The sequence below is a fragment of the Rhodococcus erythropolis NBRC 15567 genome, from assembly GCF_001552595.1.
GTDB classification, from domain to species: Bacteria; Actinomycetota; Actinomycetes; order Mycobacteriales; family Mycobacteriaceae; genus Rhodococcus_F; species Rhodococcus_F erythropolis.
This window is the reverse complement of the sequence record NZ_BCRM01000047.1, coordinates 1-17007: the sequence shown is the minus strand read 5'-3', so window position 1 is coordinate 17007 and position 17007 is coordinate 1. Positions and strand designations below refer to the sequence as shown.

Annotated in this window: 16 protein-coding genes and 1 pseudogene; 14 read left to right on the top strand and 3 right to left on the bottom strand. The window is 61.9% G+C overall.

Going from position 1 to position 17007, the window contains the following annotated elements; translation table 11 throughout:
- The 3 genes from RE4_RS30140 to RE4_RS30130 all read left to right on the top strand — a co-directional run.
- Positions 1-180: multicopper oxidase domain-containing protein (locus RE4_RS30140; protein ID WP_155717003.1), on the top strand; the 180-nt coding region annotated here is incomplete at its 5' end.
- 528 nt (positions 181-708) lie between these two features.
- Positions 709-1071, top strand: a complete 363-nt coding sequence (gene imuA', locus RE4_RS30135) for a DnaE2-dependent mutagenesis accessory factor ImuA' (protein WP_024488190.1) — start codon at positions 709-711, stop codon at positions 1069-1071.
- 402 nt (positions 1072-1473) lie between these two features.
- Entirely contained in the window at positions 1474-1785 is a 312-nt protein-coding gene (locus RE4_RS30130) for an Rv3488 family transcriptional regulator (RefSeq protein ID WP_024488189.1), read from the top strand.
- A gap of 2 nt (positions 1786-1787) precedes the next feature.
- Here the strand turns inward: RE4_RS30130 and RE4_RS30125 are convergent, their stop codons facing one another.
- Complete coding sequence (locus RE4_RS30125) at positions 1788-2966, bottom strand: APC family permease (protein WP_081098462.1); 1179 nt, start codon at positions 2964-2966, stop codon at positions 1788-1790.
- A 642-nt stretch (positions 2967-3608) separates the two neighbouring features.
- Here RE4_RS30125 and RE4_RS30120 point away from each other — a divergent pair.
- From RE4_RS30120 to RE4_RS30085, 9 genes and pseudogenes are all read left to right on the top strand, one after another.
- Positions 3609-4495: pseudogene (locus RE4_RS30120) on the top strand (HAD-IC family P-type ATPase); the annotation flags it as partial.
- Between the two features lie 462 nt (positions 4496-4957).
- Positions 4958-6340 carry an MBL fold metallo-hydrolase gene (locus RE4_RS30115; RefSeq protein ID WP_024487929.1) on the top strand — a complete coding sequence of 461 codons (1383 nt, stop codon included), beginning with the start codon at positions 4958-4960 and terminating at the stop codon, positions 6338-6340.
- A gap of 59 nt (positions 6341-6399) precedes the next feature.
- Positions 6400-6564, top strand: coding sequence for a DUF8730 family Cys-rich protein (locus RE4_RS31970; RefSeq protein ID WP_495677206.1), 165 nt, complete (start codon positions 6400-6402; stop codon positions 6562-6564).
- 66 nt (positions 6565-6630) lie between these two features.
- Positions 6631-8784 (top strand): MMPL family transporter, encoded by a 2154-nt coding sequence (locus tag RE4_RS30110; protein WP_024487930.1) that lies wholly within the window; start codon positions 6631-6633, stop codon positions 8782-8784.
- A 116-nt stretch (positions 8785-8900) separates the two neighbouring features.
- A complete protein-coding gene (locus RE4_RS30105) occupies positions 8901-9170 on the top strand; it encodes a metal-sensitive transcriptional regulator (protein ID WP_024487931.1) in 270 nt (89 codons plus the stop codon).
- A 52-nt stretch (positions 9171-9222) separates the two neighbouring features.
- Positions 9223-9489 (top strand): YgaP family membrane protein, encoded by a 267-nt coding sequence (locus RE4_RS30100; RefSeq protein WP_024487932.1) that lies wholly within the window; start codon positions 9223-9225, stop codon positions 9487-9489.
- A 3-nt stretch (positions 9490-9492) separates the two neighbouring features.
- Positions 9493-9894 carry a DUF302 domain-containing protein gene (locus tag RE4_RS30095; protein WP_024487933.1) on the top strand — a complete coding sequence of 134 codons (402 nt, stop codon included), beginning with the start codon at positions 9493-9495 and terminating at the stop codon, positions 9892-9894.
- Positions 9895-9952: 58 nt separating this feature from the next.
- Positions 9953-10732: a sulfite exporter TauE/SafE family protein gene (locus RE4_RS30090; protein WP_024487934.1), complete on the top strand. Its 780-nt coding sequence runs from the start codon at positions 9953-9955 to the stop codon at positions 10730-10732.
- Positions 10733-11055: 323 nt separating this feature from the next.
- Positions 11056-11232, top strand: a complete 177-nt coding sequence (locus RE4_RS30085) for a hypothetical protein (RefSeq protein WP_201799180.1) — start codon at positions 11056-11058, stop codon at positions 11230-11232.
- A 309-nt stretch (positions 11233-11541) separates the two neighbouring features.
- Here RE4_RS30085 and RE4_RS30080 read toward each other — a convergent pair whose 3' ends face one another.
- The gene (locus tag RE4_RS30080; protein WP_024487936.1) at positions 11542-14340 is read right to left on the bottom strand and encodes an AAA family ATPase; all 2799 of its coding nucleotides are present in this window, start codon (positions 14338-14340) and stop codon (positions 11542-11544) included.
- Between the two features lie 266 nt (positions 14341-14606).
- Between RE4_RS30080 and RE4_RS30075 the strand changes: the two genes are divergently transcribed.
- Both RE4_RS30075 and RE4_RS30070 read left to right on the top strand, forming a co-directional pair.
- On the top strand, positions 14607-15515 hold the full coding sequence (locus RE4_RS30075) for a DUF3800 domain-containing protein (RefSeq protein WP_024487937.1): 909 nt from the start codon (positions 14607-14609) through the stop codon (positions 15513-15515).
- Between the two features lie 130 nt (positions 15516-15645).
- Positions 15646-16104, top strand: a complete 459-nt coding sequence (locus RE4_RS30070; RefSeq protein ID WP_024487938.1) for a hypothetical protein — start codon at positions 15646-15648, stop codon at positions 16102-16104.
- Positions 16105-16218: 114 nt separating this feature from the next.
- On the opposite strand, the gene RE4_RS30065 is transcribed toward RE4_RS30070, so the two are convergent.
- Positions 16219-16407 carry a hypothetical protein gene (locus RE4_RS30065; protein ID WP_024487939.1) on the bottom strand — a complete coding sequence of 63 codons (189 nt, stop codon included), beginning with the start codon at positions 16405-16407 and terminating at the stop codon, positions 16219-16221.
- Positions 16408-17007 lie beyond the last annotated feature (600 nt).

The window sequence follows — 17007 nt, the reverse complement described above, 5'->3', positions numbered from 1 at the left end:
TTCCAGGTCGTCAACGCCGACGGAACGTCCGGGCCACGGAAGGACACTGCCATCGTCAAGCCGATGGAATCAGTCGCCGTCGATCTCGTGGCGGATAACCCGGGAAGTTGGATGTTGCACTGCCACAACGGATATCACCAAGAATCCGGGATGATGACACGTCTGGACTACGTCAACTGACCGGCCGGGGCGACACCACACGCAGTCGCTGACGTGCGCCCACTACCTTCGGCCCGTCTGCGCCGGATCTCGATCACCCGAGGAGGTGAGATCAATGGGAATGAACCCGATGGACATGTTGCACATGATGATGATGTGCCTACATCACATGGGCATGATGCCGCCGATGAACATGTCGATGTGACACTGGAACAAGCGGATCGACGGGCCCGGCGTGTGCGCTCGCGCTTCAGCCCGCTCGCCGACCCGCCATGCACGGACGGACGGCGCAGCGGGAGGAGTGGAACCTGCAGTTCGGTGCATCTGCAAGGGAGCGTGGATGGGCTCTGCGCGCGGGGCGGATCCTGTTGCTTTAAGAGTCTGCGGGGAAGCAGAGCCGAGGCGGCATCAGCGGATGGCACCACGTCGCAGGAGCATTCGAGATTCTAATGCGACACCTGTTGCGCTTTGCTATTTTCACGGAGAATGGTGCTGAGCTGCGCAAAGTTCCCACTGAGTATGGTGAAACAGTGTCGTAGCCCCAGAGAAGTGGCAGCGATCGTGCTCGATGGGATGGATTTAGTGATCCTCGGGCTGGGCGGAACTGCAGTGGCGCCCACCCGTGGCAGGGGCGTGACGGCTCGCGCACGTTCGAAAGGATCCGTCTTGATCGTCACAGACGGCCATTGGGACGGCCCCGACGTGCGAATCGAATCGCGCATCTCGAAGTACGGAGGGCTAACCGCAGGTCGTGGACGAGTGACAAGCATCGAGGTCGAGGTCGAAGTGAGTGGCCGAGGATTCCGTCCCCGGATCGGCAGGATGGAACTGGGGGCCCAAACCGGCCATGCAGACCGCACGCAGTGGCGGACTGTGAATGCCACCCCGCAACTCATCTCTGAAGCGCTGTGACATGACGGCACCGAACTTCGACTCCTGGCGCGAACGATGGCCGCTAACACCGACACTGCGTCGACTGCCCGCTCCTCAATCAGTGCAGATCGAGATGAACCGGGCACTGCCCCTTGCGAAGAACGCGCAACGCCCAGATCGCCTCCCTTTGAGAGTCCTTGCAGGCGCTCTACGTCTGGAAGGCGTCATGGATGGTGAGCTACATGCATGGGTGAGATTGACGGACGGGCAATGGCTCGGTTGTAGACAGAGTTCGTGATTGACCATTGACCACATCACAAAGTAATTCGGAAACGCACTGCCAGTGGTTCGCTGGAGTGGACGACGTCGATTTCAAATCTCGACGTTTCCCCCACGGGTAACATCGAGATCCGATATCGATATCCGACAGTCGGTGAGGTGATGAAAGAATTCCAGCGGGCCGCTGTGCGGCTTCACATTCTTCATCACGCTGCGCAGGAACCGATTTACGGGGCGTGGATGTCGGAAGAACTCGCTCATCACGGTTACAAGATCAGCCCGGGCACCTTGTATCCGACGCTGCACCGTCTTGAAGTCGACGGGCTTCTCGAATCGGAATCGATTGTCTCCGAAGGACGCAATCGCAGGGTGTACCGCGCCACGCAAGCCGGAGAGGCAGCTCTGGCCGAGGACCGTGCGTCCTTGGCGGAACTGGCACGTGAAGTGCTCGGCCCATCCTGGGCTGAGAACTGATCTCACCGAACAGGTTTCGTGGTCCTCTGACGTGCCGCGTAGAAGAGCGCGCCGATTGCGAGTACACCGATGCCAGCGGCGACTGATGCGGCTGGCAAGAATGCTGCCAGCACTATGCACCCGATTCCTCCGAGTGTCGGCACCACACGAGTGCGAGCGTGGGGTGACAACGTCCACGCGGATGCATTCGCGATCAGGTAGTACGCCAGTACTGCGAATGAGGAGAACCCGATCACCTCACGGACATCGACGGTGGCCGCGATGACGGCGACGACCACGCCGACGACCAACTCGGCGCGGTGGGGCACTCCGAACCGCGGATGAACCTGGGCCAGAGCGTGTGGCAGATACCCGTCTCGCGCCATCGCGAACGATGTTCGTGAGACCCCCAGCACCAGCGAGAGCAGTGAGCCGAGTGCTGCGATGACAGCGCCGACCCGCACGATCACCTCGAACTGGCCGAATCCCGCCGCCCGCACTGCCTGTGCCAGTGGATCGGTCGCCGCAGCGAGTCCTTCTGTGCCTAGTGCGCTCAGAACCGCGATCGCCACCACCGCGTACACGATTAGCGTGATGGTCAAGGCGATCGGGATGGCGCGCGGGATGGTGCGTTTCGGGTCGCGAACTTCCTCGCCGAGGGTGGCGATCCGTGCGTAGCCGGCGAACGCGAAGAAGAGCAGGCCAGCAGCCTGCATTACTCCGATGAAGGTCGCCGAATCATCTGTCGTGAACGGTGAGCGTGCGGTGGAAGCGCCGGTCAGAGACACGATCACCACGAGTGCGAGGACCGCCAGAACCACGGTCACGATGATTCGAGCCAGCATCGCCGACTTCTGCACACCCACGTAGTTCACACCGGTGATCACCAGCACTGCGGCGACTGCAACCGCATGCTCGTGACCTGGCCACGCATATGTGCCCACGGTCAACGCCATGGCCGCGCACGAGGCTGTCTTGCCGACGACGAATCCCCATCCTGCTAGATATCCCCAGAAGGGACCCAAGCGTTCGCGGCCGTAGACGTAGGTGCCGCCGGATTCCGGATACAGCGCAGCCAACCGTGCGGAGGACATCGCATTGCAATAGGCGATCACTGCTGCGGTGGCCAATGCGATCAGCAAACCACCGCGAGCTGCTGCGGCTGCTGGTCCGAGGGCTGCGAAGATTCCGGCGCCGATCATCGCGCCCAGCCCGATGATAACCGAATCGGTGACCCCGAGCCGACGTTGCAACGTCGGTGAATCACCTGCACGTGCAGACGACGGCGGCTTCTCGCTTTGCGATGACGTCACAACATCCACTTCTGTTGACCCTTATATCGTTTTCCGATATCGAGACTCGATAATAGTGGTGAAGGCGGCAGACTGGGCGGTTGGGAGATGTCCGGCTGGTGAACGATTGCTCCTCTGAACACGTCACTGTTACAGAGGAGTTTGGCGCGGGATCGGATTGCGCACTGCTCTCTTGTAACTCAGCTGAGCCGGTTCGCATCTACTGCGGTCAATGACCGCCAGTACACAAGCTCGGGTGCGTGCGAGTTCCTGCCGAAACCGGCGATGGAAGAACGGGTCTCGATCTCTGGCTATGGGTGACGGCCGACGCCGTCCACCTGCGTCCGGCGAATTGACACGTGGAAGACGGAACTCGCAGTAGGCGCTAACGCGCAGCTCGGGCTCCTGTCGTGGAGACGACGCGGCAACTGCCGTACGGGTGAGCGTCGGCGCATGTGGCGTTCGATCGCCGAATGCGCTCCCACTTCTGTAACCGTTCCGTAACCAGATTGGGAAGGGTGTGCTGTCGCGTTCCTGTCTTGGGAATCTGGGGTGGCCACCGTGCTGGGCTTGGACGAGGTGTACGCCAATCAGAGCCCCGCCGACAAGGTCGCTGCCGTGCGGGCCGAACGGGAACGCGCCGTGACCGTGATGGTCGGCGACGGCGTCAATGATGCCCCCGCTCTGGCTGCGGCCACGGTCGGCGTCGCGATGGGCGCCCGCGGTGCAACGGCCTCCTCCGAGGCCGCCGACATCGTGTTGACGACCGACCGTTTGGACAGGCTGGCCGACGCGATGGACATCGCACGTTGGTCACGGCGCATCGCGGTCCAAAGCGCGGTGGCGGGGATGGTGCTGTCCCTGCTGGCGATGGGTGTTGCCGCAGTCGGACTGCTGCCGCCCGCGGCGGGGGCTTTGCTGCAGGAAGGCATCGACGTCGCGGTGATCCTCAACGCCCTGCGTGCGCTGCGAGGCAACCCTGCCGCCGGGATCGAGCTGCCGGATGGCACTGACGCGATGCTGCGCCGCTTCTCCGGCGAGCACGACAAGTTACGCGACGGACTGACGCTGCTGCGTGATGCCGCCGACAATGTTGCCGCCGGGTCCGCAAACCTGCGATCGATGCCTTGACCCGAGCCCAGAGCTTCCTCACCGAACGACTATTGCCGCACGAGGACGCCGAACAGACCGAGCTGTACCCGGCGTTGGCGACGCCGCTGGGCAGCGCCGAGGCAACGGCCACGATGAGTCGAACCCACGCCGAGATCCACCGGCTGACCGACCGCATCGGCAACCACCTGCAACTAGCTCACGAGGCCGGTGGCATCCAACCCAGCCAGGTCGACGATTTGCGGGCCTGCCTCTACGGGCTGCATGCGTTGCTGCACCTGCACTTCCTGCAAGAAGAAGAGAACTACTTCACTCTCGCCGACACCGAACTCCCCGAGGGGCGAAAGACAGCACTGACCGGGCGCGCCCGTCGATATCTGGAGAAGGGTGCACGTGACATCGAAGAACGGATTCCCTCAGTCCGCGGCTGACTGGAGTGTTCCCGATTTGATGGACACGCTCAATTCCGGGAGGGCTGTTTGCGGTGCCCGGACCTCTGAGGCGGGAATTCCGTCCAGAGCTCCGGTGTTTGGCGGTGTTTCATGAACTATGTGCTCGCTTGGGTAGCGCCGTCGCAGACCAACCATCCGGTGACCCAAACGAGGTGTGGGATTGCATCGAAACTTGATGCTCTCGTCCGACCCGTTTCCGCTTTCCAGGCAGTTGTTCCGATCTCTCCTTCTCGGTGTCCCGGCCTGCACCCGGTATACCCCCGGGGGTACTTGACATACCCTAGGGGGTATATGGCAACCTGTAGTCATCGCACTCCACAGAACAGGGAAGGTTGTCCGATGATCCTCGAGCAGTACTACATCGAGTGCCTCTCGCACGCGTCGTACCTCATCGGCGACGAGAGCACCGGCCGCGCTATCGTGATCGACCCGCGCCGCGACATCACCGGATACCTCGAGGACGCAGCCCGATTAGGCCTGACCATCGAGGGTGTCGTCAACACGCACTTTCATGCGGACTTCGTTTCCGGTCACCTCGAGTTGGTCGAGGCTACCGGCGCGTGGATCGGTTTCGGCGATGCCGCGGACACCGATTACCCGATTCGCCGACTGCGTCACGGCGAGCACCTGACGCTGGGGGAGGTGGACATCGAAATTCTCTCCACCCCCGGCCACACGTGGGAGTCGATCAGCCTGCTCGTTCGCGAGAATCGAGACGCCGAGCCCACTGCTGTGCTGACCGGGGATTCTCTGTTCATCGGCGACGTCGGTCGCCCCGACCTGGCCAATCTCGGCGACGGCACCAACACCGACCTGGCTCGGGCGATGTACCGCACCGTCCACGAGACGCTGCTGACCTTGCCCGACGCAGTGACCGTCATGCCGGCCCACGGCGCGGGATCGTCCTGCGGCAAGAACCTCTCGACCGAGCTGACCTCCACCATCGGCGAGCAACGCCGCACGAATCCGTCGGTGCAGCCGATGAGCGAAGACGCGTTCGTCGCTCTGGTCACCGACGGCCAGCCTGCGGTGCCGGAGTATTTCTCCACCGATGTCGCCCTGAACAAGTCGAATCGCGCACTCCTCGAACAAGACCGGCGTATTCCCGAACTCTCGCCGGGAGAGCTCCGGAGTGAAATGGACAGTGGAACACGCATTCTCGATGCCCGCACCCCCGACGACTTCGCGGCCGGGCATCTGCGGGGCTCGGTCAATGTCGGATTCGACGGCAGGTTCGCCGAAACCGGCGGCATGGTCGCCGATATCGGGGAGCGCATCGTGCTCATCACCTACCCAGGCGAGGAGCAGGATGCGGCAATGCGCTTGGCGCGCATCGGATCCGACAATGCCATCGGGTACCTCACCGTCGACGCCGACGGCACTTTCCCAGGCGCGCTCGCCGACCTTGTCCGCCCTGCGCTGCGCACCACGGTGTCCGAGCTCGAAGAGCTGCTGGACATGGATGCTGTCACGTTGATCGACATCCGTAACCCCGGCGAGCACGACTTCGGTGTCATCGACGGCGCACAGTCGATTCCCCTCGCCCAGTTGCGTTCCCAACTCGCGGACCTGCCACGAAACAAGCCGATCGTCGTTCACTGCGCCGGCGGCTGGCGCTCGTCCGTCGCGGCATCACTGTTGCGTGCCGACGGCATCGAGAACGTCAGCGACCTGGTCGGCGGATACACGGCTTGGGCCGAACGCGCTGCCGGGTCCAACTGATTGACAACAACTTTCGTGCCCAGAACAGGGCACCGCACCCCTGACGAGGAGTTCCCACCATGTGTTACACCACGACATGTTCCTCCTGCTCCAAGACCACCTGGGCAGGATGCGGCCAGCACGCCGACCACGTCATGGCCGGCGTCCCGAAAGCGCAGCGCTGCACCTGCGCCCCTGCCGCAGCCGCTCCGCCTGGCTTCTTCCGCTCCCACTTCGGACGCTGACCCGCCGCACCGGATGACCCGGCGCTCGCTCACGCTCGAACCCTTCACATCTTCAGGAGTCAACCAATGTCCAGTAACACCACGGTCGGGGACGGCGTTTCGCCGATCTCACAAGCGTCCGGCGGCGTACTCGGCCGCATGGGCGCATCGATGGCCGGCAACGCACAATGGGTGCTCGGCGTCTGGCTGATCGTGCTCATTGCACTCGGTGCCGCAGCACCGTCGGTGTTCAGTTCCCTCGCCGGCGCCGGCTGGCAGGCCAACGGATCCGAATCGGTCCAGGTCCGCGAACTCGCGCAGGAACACTTCGGCGGCAACTCTTCCGCCGCGGTCCAGGTTGTCGTCCATTCCGATGACCGCACCGTCGACAGCCCCGACATGCAGCACGTCCTCACCGAGGTCACCGATGTCTTCGCCGGGGACCCTCGCTTTGGTGCGATCATCGCGCCGCAGCCGGGAATGTCCATCAGCCCCGACGGGCACACCGGAATTCTCATCGCCGGCGCGAACGCGTCCACCGACGAGATGGTCAAGGCCGTCGACGATCTCAAGGGGGAGTTGACCGCCCTGTCCGGGAACGGCATCGAGGTCTATCCCACCGGTGCATCGGCACTGTGGAGTGATTTCAACAAGGCCAACCACGATGCGATGATCCAGGCCGAACTGTTCTCCTGGCCGGTCACCCTCGCGATCATGGTGCTCGCGTTCGGGTCTCTCGTCGCCGCCGGACTCCCACTGCTGCTGACCCTGGCCGGACTCGTCGCCTCTGCGGGCGGACTCGTCCTGCTCAACCAGATCACTCCGATTTCCGTGTGGGCGATGAACTTCGCGATGATGTTCGCCCTCGCCCTCGGTATCGACTACGCCCTGTTCATCGTCTCCCGGTTCCGCGACGCGATACGCCATGCATCGTCGCCGCGGGCAGCGGTCGCGGAAACCATGGACACCGCGGGCAAAGCCGTCGTCCTGTCCGGAATCACGGTGCTGGTCAGTTTGTCCGCCGTACTTCTCGTTCCAGCACCGGCTGTGCGGACGATGGCTATCGGCATCATGCTCGCCGTGTTCTTCGTCCTGCTCGCCTCGATGACTCTGCTGCCTGCCGTTCTCGGGAAACTCGGCACCAAGGTCAATGCTGGATCCCTGCCCTACGCCAAGCGTCAGGAACACCGCTCACCGAAGTTCGCAGCCTGGGGCGAGCTGCTGCACAAGCATCCGTGGCCGTTCGCCATCGGTTCACTCCTGGTACTGATCGCACTGTCGATCCCGGTGCTCGGGCTCAAGGTGGCGATGCCCTCCATCGCGGTTGTTCCCGCCGATGCCCCGGTCCGCCAGGGCTACGAACTCGTCCAAGCTCAGATGGGTGAGGGGGCGCCGGGCATGTTGCAGATCATCGCCCCCGCCGCGGAGGGCGCGCAGACAGCGAAGGCTGCTGCCGCGACCGAAGGTATCGCCATGGTGACGCCGCCGCAGTCCGCACTCGATGGCAGCGACTTTGTGATGTTGCAGGCCATGCCTACCGTCGACCCGTCCGACGCACAGATGGGAGCCATCCTCGACACCTTGCGTGCGGACCTTCCCTCGGGCGCTCTGGTGGGCGGCGCACCGGCGGAGAACCTCGACCTGCAGCAAGCGCTGAACGACTACCTCCCGCTGATCGTCGGCATCATCCTGGTTCTCGGGTTCCTGCTGCTCCTGGTGGCGCTGCAGGCGCCGTTGATCGCCATCCTCGGTACCGTGGTCAGCTTGCTCTCCACCGCCGCCGCATTCGGGGTCGCGAAGTTGATCTTCCAGGACGGGCACGGCGCGTCGTTGCTCGGTTTCACCCCGCAGGGGTTCCTCGACGGGTGGGGGCCGGTGTTCTTCTTCGCGATGATCTTCGCGATCGCCATGGACTACACCGTCTTCTTGTTGGCCACGGCGAAGGAGCATTACGAGCGCTCAGGTGATCCCAAGGTCGCGCACGTCGACGGCCTGGCTCATTCGGGGCGGGTGATCCTCGCCGCTGCCGCGGTGATGGTGGCCGTGTTCTTCACCTTCGCGCTCGCTGAGCCGTTGCCGCCGAAGGAGATGGGCATCATTCTCGGTGTCGCTGTACTGCTCGACGCGGTACTGATTCGGCTGATCCTGCTGCCGGTGCTCCTGCGGTTGACCGGGCATGCCGCATGGTGGTCCCCGGCTTGGTTGCGAAAGGTATTGCCCAACATCAGTTTCTCGCACTGACAGGTTCGGATGGCGTGGTTCGGCAGCTGTGACGCACAGATCTGCCGAACCACCCACCCGGATATACCCATAGGGGTATATTTGAGGTTATTGATTCATCTTCGGAAGGAACTCCCATGGTCGGCGACGACGACAGCATCGCATTGGTACTCAACCGACTCCGCCGCGCGCACGGCCAACTCGCCGGAGTGATCTCGATGATCGAACAGGGCCGAGACTGCAAGGACGTCGTCACTCAACTCGCTGCGGTCTCGCGGGCCCTGGACCGGGCCGGCTTCAAGATCGTCGCTACCGGGCTGCGTGAATGCATGACCGGCGATACCGAGAACGGTAAGGAGCCGATGACCGAGGCTGAACTTGAAAAGCTCTTCCTCGCGCTCGCTTGACCCCGCAGCGGGTATCGCGGAACAACGAACGGAAAGGACGGCACCGACGGTTATGGCAGCTCTCCCACGGCATCACGGCTGGACCATCGAACGGATCGTTCCACTACTGGGCGGAATGGTCGTCCTGCTCAGTGTGGCCTTGACACTCGCTTTCTCCACCTGGTGGCTCATTCTCACCACGTTCGTCGCTGCGAATCTGCTGCTCTACAGCGCAGTGGGATGGTGCCCGATGAGCCTGATACTCCAACGCCTCGGCATCCCGCGGCTCGGCACCCGCTTACCGATCCCAGACCCCGGATCCCCCGAAATAAGGACGTAGATCATGCAACTCGCACTCACGACCACCCTGAACACCACCTTCGACGACGCCGTCGAACGCACCCGCACAGCATTGTCCGAGCAAGGTTTCGGGATACTCACCGAGATCGACATGAAAGCGACCCTCAAAGCCAAGCTCGACGAGGACATGGAGGATTACCTCATCCTCGGCGCCTGCAACCCGCCGTTGGCGCATCGAGCCGTCGGAGTCATGCGGCAGATCGGATTGCTGTTGCCCTGCAACGTCGTCGTGCGCGCCGATCCCTCCGCCGAGAACACCATCATCATCGATGCGATGAACCCCGCCCTCATGGTTCAGGTGACCGGCGAACCAGCACTGCAGTCCGTCGCCGACGAGGCGACGGAGAGGCTGCAGGCCGCTCTCGATTCGCTCACCGCACAGTAGAACCGAGCTCGAACAACAACCGCATGCCGCCGAACGTCGGTAGACGAAAAGGACGCCGATGACTCTCGCAATCGCACTCGCAGCCGGGGCAGTCATCGGTGTCCTGCTCGGACTCCTCGGCGGCGGCGGATCCATCCTCGCCGTACCGGTCCTGGTATTCGCCCTGGGCCTCGACATCGACCAAGCAATCCCGATCTCACTGATCGTGGTCGGCGCCGCCTCTGCCGTCGGCGCGATCCCCAAAGTCCGCGCCCACCTCGTGCAGTGGCGACTGGCGGCCGTGTTCGCCGCTGCCGGTATCCCCGCAACCTTCCTCGGTAGTGCCCTTGGGCGAGTGCTCCCGCAGGCCGCCGTGATGATCGGGTTCGCCGGCGTCATGATCATCGCCGGTGCTCGTATGCTCGCCGACCGCGGCGATACCGGGACCGCCTGCAGCGTAGGGGATTCCGGCATCAACTGGCGCCGCTGCGCACCTCGCGCGATCCCCGCCGGATTCGCCGTCGGCGTTCTGACGGGGCTCTTCGGTGTCGGCGGCGGATTCCTCATCATCCCCGCGCTGGTGCTCATGCTGGGCATTGATATGCAGATCGCGATCGGAACGTCGCTTCTCATCATCGTCGCGAACTCCGCCGCCGGCCTGATCTCACATCTCGGTAGCGGCGTCACCATCGATCCGGTCATCACGATCGGTTTCTCCGGCGCTGCGATCGTTGCCTCCTTGGTCGCCGGACGGTTCGGCAACCGCGTCGACACCGGAAAACTTCAACACTGGTTCGCGTACCTGGTGTTCGCCGTCGCCGCGTACATTCTGTTCGATACTCTCGTGTTGAGTCGCTGACGCCGTGACACACGAGGGAGCCGTACTCGTGTGGAACTCCGCTTTTCCATATCGGCGACCGGCCTCGTTCGCCATTCGTCGTATCTGTTTTCGGCGTAGACATCGGCAACCGATATCTACGTGGTGACCAGGCTGTCGGCGCCCGAGAAGTGCCCGCCGGCAACGGACCACTCCTTCCTTTCCGAGTAAGCGCTCCGTTGTCGTGGCCGCTCCACCACGACCAATGTCACCGACTTTCGTGCAAGATGGGTGGGGGTAGATGCATCGCCACCAAGGTCGACATGGGGCGGAGGGTGAGCAGTGAGGCTGGTAGAGCCCGCGCCGTGCGTGAGTATCCCAACGCCGGATGGCTGTCTGGGGGCGCGGTCATCACAGTGCGCTTCGGGGCGTTCATGGGCCAGCTGGATGCCAGCATCGACACCTTGACCTTCCCGTCACTGCAACGCGAGTTCGGCACCCCTCTTGTCGGCGTGCAGTGGAGTCGGTGTCCGCGCACCTGATTCACAAAAGTCACCGGCCGCTGTTGATGATCCCGACAGAGGCCCGGTTCTCCGGATGCACGGCCGTGCCGTGACCGCTGCTCCCTGCAACGTGGGCAAGAAGAGAAGAAAGGTGGACAAAAAGAAACGGAACGACGCACACATGACGTTCGGTCGGGCCGATGGTTGCTCTGCCACCCATCGCATAGGCACACTCCGAACGTCGTCGACGTGCAAAACCGATGAGAGAGGACTCGTCATGACCTCGCAGCTCTATCTCGTCCGCCAGGGACAACGGCCCTCAACGCCAACTACCGCAACTGCGTGACCCTACTGAATCAGTTCGATCTCGTCGGTGTCGTATCCGAGTAGACCGGCGACGGTTGAGTGGGCGTCGTCGCCGTACAGCTGTTCTTGGGTCTCGTCGCCGAACATCTGGGAATGCAGCTCCTTCATATCCCTGGGTTGGGATGAGCGGGGGGCAAACCGAACTTGTACATCGGTGGGGCTACCGATGGGCTGTGTGTATACGACGAGGGGTGGAACGCTTGCGCTTCCTGGATGAACAGCAACTCGCAATGCGTGTTGCGGTCTGTGCCCTCGTGCGCCGCCGATGGTTAGTTGCTCCGACAGCGTTCGAGCCAGCGTCGTGTCCCGTATGTGAGCGTCGCGCACAAGTTGTGTCAGTGATCCCTTCTGCATTTTGATGCGGCGGCGGGGTTGATGTTCGTTGAACTCCCGGGCGGTCTCCCAGAAGTCGTTCAACAGCGTGACTGCTGGATCGTCGATCAGACCGCTGCGCTGTATGCGCTCGGTGATGTGGTGGGTTCGCTCGCCGGGACGGAGCGTTAGGTGATGTTCGAGTCGGGCGAATCTGAAGGGGAGGTCATCCTGGAGTAGTGCGATGTGCTCGGCAGTCATTTCCACGACACGGGTGCTTCCACGTAGTTCCACGAAAAAGTAGGTATCGTCCGGAGCTTGTCCGACGGCGGCACCTCTCGGTTCCCTCAACGCATAGACCTCTTGTTCGAGATCGTCGACACGGGTCCGCAGTATGTCGGCGAGGGTGATCTGGCGCTGGACGTACTCACTGATCGGGAGCGGAGGTCCGTCGTTGACCATCTGCCAGTTTCCCGTTCCCCCAGGATCGCCTTCCGTAGGCCGTCCAGTGGCTAGGTACACGGCTTTGAACAGTCGCATCGACGGAATCGTCGTCGTTTGATCCTCGAAGGTGTGAACGGTTTTCACCCGGCGGCCGTAGGACACTTCGTCGACGGAGATCGCGGCCTTTTTTGCTCTCTGCCGTTCGGCGTCTCGATTGAAAATCGCGGCCATGCTGATGGGATGCCCGCCGTAGTCGACCCACACAGCCATCATCGGACAAACGGTTCTGCGTAGAAGATCGAACCTGTGGAGCGGCTGATTTTTCGCATTACGAATGAGCTCGATTGCATCCGACCCGCCGGGATCGGACAGCACGAGCGACGATTCCAATCGGAGCGCCTCGAAATGCTCGTGCACGATGCGACCGGTGATCTGCGGGATGACGGTTTTCCCGAGAACATCCTGGATCTGGCCGTGCAGGACGATGTGACATTCGTCGGTCGGGTCGGCACTGACGGTAACGGTGACGTCTGGATCAGCGTTGACCGGTTCGGCTTGGTCAACAGGCTGGATGAATTCTTGTTCGATCAGGACCGGAATTGCGGCGAGCGCGTCCCCTCGGTCCGCGCCGAAGGTGTTGTGCGCGTAGATGAGTGCCGTCTCGGGCGGTGTCCACCGACTATCATCACTGGGGTGAGTGATCTCAAGCTCGATTATCGATGCCAGAACAGCCAGCTGCGCCGACGTCAGATCGAGGATCCGCGCGAGCTGCGGATTGGCGCTCTGGCTCTCGCGGGCAAACCGAGCAGTATGCGCGATCGGCACCATCAAACCGGTAGACGAGATCATGTCATCGCGGTATTGAGTCAGAAGCGCCGAGTACGCAGGCTGACCGATCTCGAACCGCTCGCCCTCGCTGAGCATGCGGGTCCACAGATGTGATCTGCGGCTTTCGTGAAACCAGAGTTGTCCATTGCGTTCTACGCTGAGGATGTTCTCCCGCTCGAGAGACTGCCGCAACACACCCCATTGGGTGGAACTGAGATCAAGATAGGAAATGATCGTCGATTCCGAGGGCGGCAACTCGAAGACCGACAGCTGACGTGCAGCGATGTGCGCATCGCTGGGGAGTCGAGCCAGTGCATCTTCCAAGGAACGGACGAAGGCCGTAGGAGGCGTGTATTCATCCAATGTGCCGCCGCTTCGGAGCTGACCGATCAAACCTTCGACGATGATCGGAAATCCGCTGCTCAGGAAGTGAACACGCTCGGTGTGAACGCCCGCAACGCCTGCTCGACTGAGCATGGAACCGACATCTGCTCTCCTGAGCCCGCCGACGACAAGCTCCCCACACCCGGTGTCACGGAGTCTGGTGAGTCCGGCACGGGCCTCGTGCGCCGCAGACGACCAGGCGACCACGAATCGCGCGCGTTTAGGGGGCACGATGGAAAGGCTGGCCAACGCCCGTTGGTCATCGTCTGTCAGTCGTTGGCATTCGTCGATAGCCAGAATCACGTCGCGTTTGAGAGCAGTGGCGACCTCGTCGCACAGGCGTACCAGGAGTTTGACGACGTTGGTGTCGCTTCGCGACTGGAGATCTCGCCGTAGATCGTCGGTCGTATCTTGGCGTAGGCCTTTGAAGAACACCGCGAGTCCTTCGCCTGCGTGTTCGCCGAGTCGTGCTTTCACTTGGGCCATGACTTCCTGGGTCACGGCTTTGGCCAGGCTCTTACCGACTTCAGCCACCATTTCCTTGCCTGCGGTGTCGAGCCGGTTCTGGATATTGCGCCATGCTGTCCGGTCGGCCATCGAGGTGACCAGGGCTGTGACGAGGCCATCCAGGATGGCTACCTGCAAGGCGCCGCTGTCGAACGCACATGTGACCGGGGGAGGTGCGATGGCTGAGCCACGCGAGAGTTCGATCTGATGGTCGGCGAGGATCGATGACTTGCCGGTTCCGGAGTCTCCCGTGACCACTACGACAGGATGTGACATCGACAGAAGATCGGTGAGTTCAGGCCGCATGAGCACAGTATGCGGCTGACCTGCGACACCTTTAATTGCAGGTCACCCTCGCGAACCGAATGGCGTTGCGTCGAAGCAGATCCGGTACACGGACAAGTTGAGAGACTTATTGCTGGCGCCACACTCGATCATTCCACTTGCGTAAACCGCGGACGTCGAACTATTCTATTGCCAGTAGCTGGAGATGAAATAGTTCTCTGAGCGCTAATTCCGGAACCCACGCCTAGGCGTGGGTTTCCGCGTATCTGGAGGGCAATAATCGTTCCATGCTGCTGGCGTACATTGACGAGATCGGCGAGACCGGGGCATTCGTTGCGCGCGATCACGCTCGCTTCAACACCAGTCCCGCATTCGGCTACGCCGGCCTGATCCTTCCCGCCGACAATGCTCGAAAGTTCGGTCAAATCTTCACGCTGAAAAAGCGGGAGATCTTCAAAACCGAGATCGAGAAGGCAGAGCACCCGGGACGGTGGGAACGCAAGGGCGCGAGTATCTTTCGGCCCGACACTTTTGACAAGTACCGGCAGCAGATCCGAGTGTTCAACACTTTGGTGCGCAGCGTACGCAGCCTCGACGGCGCCCTCTTCTACTACGCCGCGGAAAAACCTCTGGGAACCCCGAAACAGACGGACCTCGATACGGACGCCCGAGAAACAGCTGCGATGCGCGAAGCGCTCAACCGCATCGCCCGGTACGCCGACTACAAGGGCTCGAACGTGATGGTCATGATCGATCAGATCAACGAGAAGACGCGCGCAGCTCGGCTGCCGGCAATGTACGAACACATCTTGGGTCGTGCGAGCGGATATCCGGAAATGAAGCGGATCATCGAGCCGCCAATGCACATAGACAGTGTCCTGAGTTCGAACATTCAGTTCTCCGACTGGATTGCCGCATGTGTAACGAGAGCGATCGAGTACCAGATCATCAAGGAATCCCCCTACCAGTGGGTGACGGGGGACAACGCACTCCCGTCGGTCAGGGGCGCATTCACTCATGAGTCGAAGATCCACTTGTGGCAGCGTGACCTCTCCGATCTCAATCACTCCGACATCTTCCGCAGTGATCGACTGCTGCATCCGGCGGCGGCGGGACAGTTGGTCGGCGACCAACTTCCGGCCGATCGATTCCGTCGGATGAAGGCCGCGGCCGAGCGAGCACAGATCCGACAGTAATGCACTCTCTCGGGTAGTTGCATGAGTTTCGCTTGGATAAAACTGCTGATGACAACTGAAACCAGCTTCTGGTCCACTTTCCGCGATCATGTCGAGCGAGCGCTCGGGCCCAAGTGATTCATCCAGCCGGGTGAATACCAGCCGAGCGGGGGGACTGTTTCTGGACGATTCGTTCGAGCCCGTTCGCGGACAACGATATTCGAGAACTCCGATAGAAAACGATCCACTCGAAAGCCGCCTCGCGAAGCGGTTCCGCACTGCCCCATCGCTGCATCCGGACGCGGCGACTTCGCGTTCGGAGGACAAGGGCGCGTACCGCGTCGTCTCGGTCCGTATCAACGCACCCGGTTTCCGTAGTACCTACGCCGTGGAGGTTCAGGCCGCTGTCGGATTCGAGTTCGCGGATGAGGCGTTCACCGTGACGGTTGACGCTCCGGAAGGTTTCGATCAGGCTGCGCGCCGAGCAGTCCGGAAGTCGGTTGCTCGTGCGGGTGAGTGGAACGCCGACAACTCTGATTCGATTGCTCCGCGTCTGGAGGACGCGGACGCTTATCGCGTTGTTGCGGTTCGCGTGAGCGTGGATCGGTAGTCGGAAGGGGACCGGCCCGAAGCTACCGGGTCGGTCCTCTTCGTTGCGTGCTCCGAAAATGGCCTCTCACCGTGCGGTGGGGGGCTTTTTCGTGTGTTGGGGGTGTGGGTGTGGCTATTGCTGATTGGTGAGGGTGAGGAGGAGCTGTGAGACCTGTTCGGTGGTGGCGTCGGCGAGGCAGTCGACGATGCAGGCGGTGAGAAAGATCTTGATCGTGTTCGGTACCCGTTGCGCGAGGGCGCGGAGCTGCTCGCCCCTGGTGGGGCGGTGGTTGTCTGGGGTCTGGCCGTCGTGCTCGTGCATTTCTGCTCCTCGTAGTGGATTGGAGTTCCGCGTGGGTGCGTCCTCATCTCTTGTTGTTCGAGCTACGGGCGAGATCACATGTTCGTGTAGGGGAATTGAGTTGTTGCGGGCTTGTGACCTGCGTAGATGGCACGTCCCGGGGTGGTGTGTTCGTGGAGTTGGGGCGCCGGCAAATTGGGGCCGGCTGATGGGGCCGGCGGGTGCTCGGGTTCGGTGGTGGGGGAGTGTCGGGGTGCTCGGCGGGGCGTATGTGGGCCGATTTTTGGGTGTTTTTGAATGTTGTTGTGTTTAAGTAACTTTGGGTGATCGATTGGTGGGTAATCGGTTTCGGTGGTTACGCATGGAGGTGTTTTGTGTAGGTTCAAATTGTGTTGTGGTGGTTAGGATTTCTCGGTTTCGTGGTTCTGTGTTGTTTTGCGGTTTGGGGGCGGGGTCCTGTAGGATGGGAAGTATGATGACGATGAGTCGGCAGACGCGAGACGGGGTAGCTTCGAGCGACCCCCGCCCCTCCCCAGCCTCGTTTGGTACTTGGGTACCGAATTTTCAGTTCCGATCAAATCCTTTGGTGGCAAAGTCAATTCGGGAATTTAGAGGAGCGGA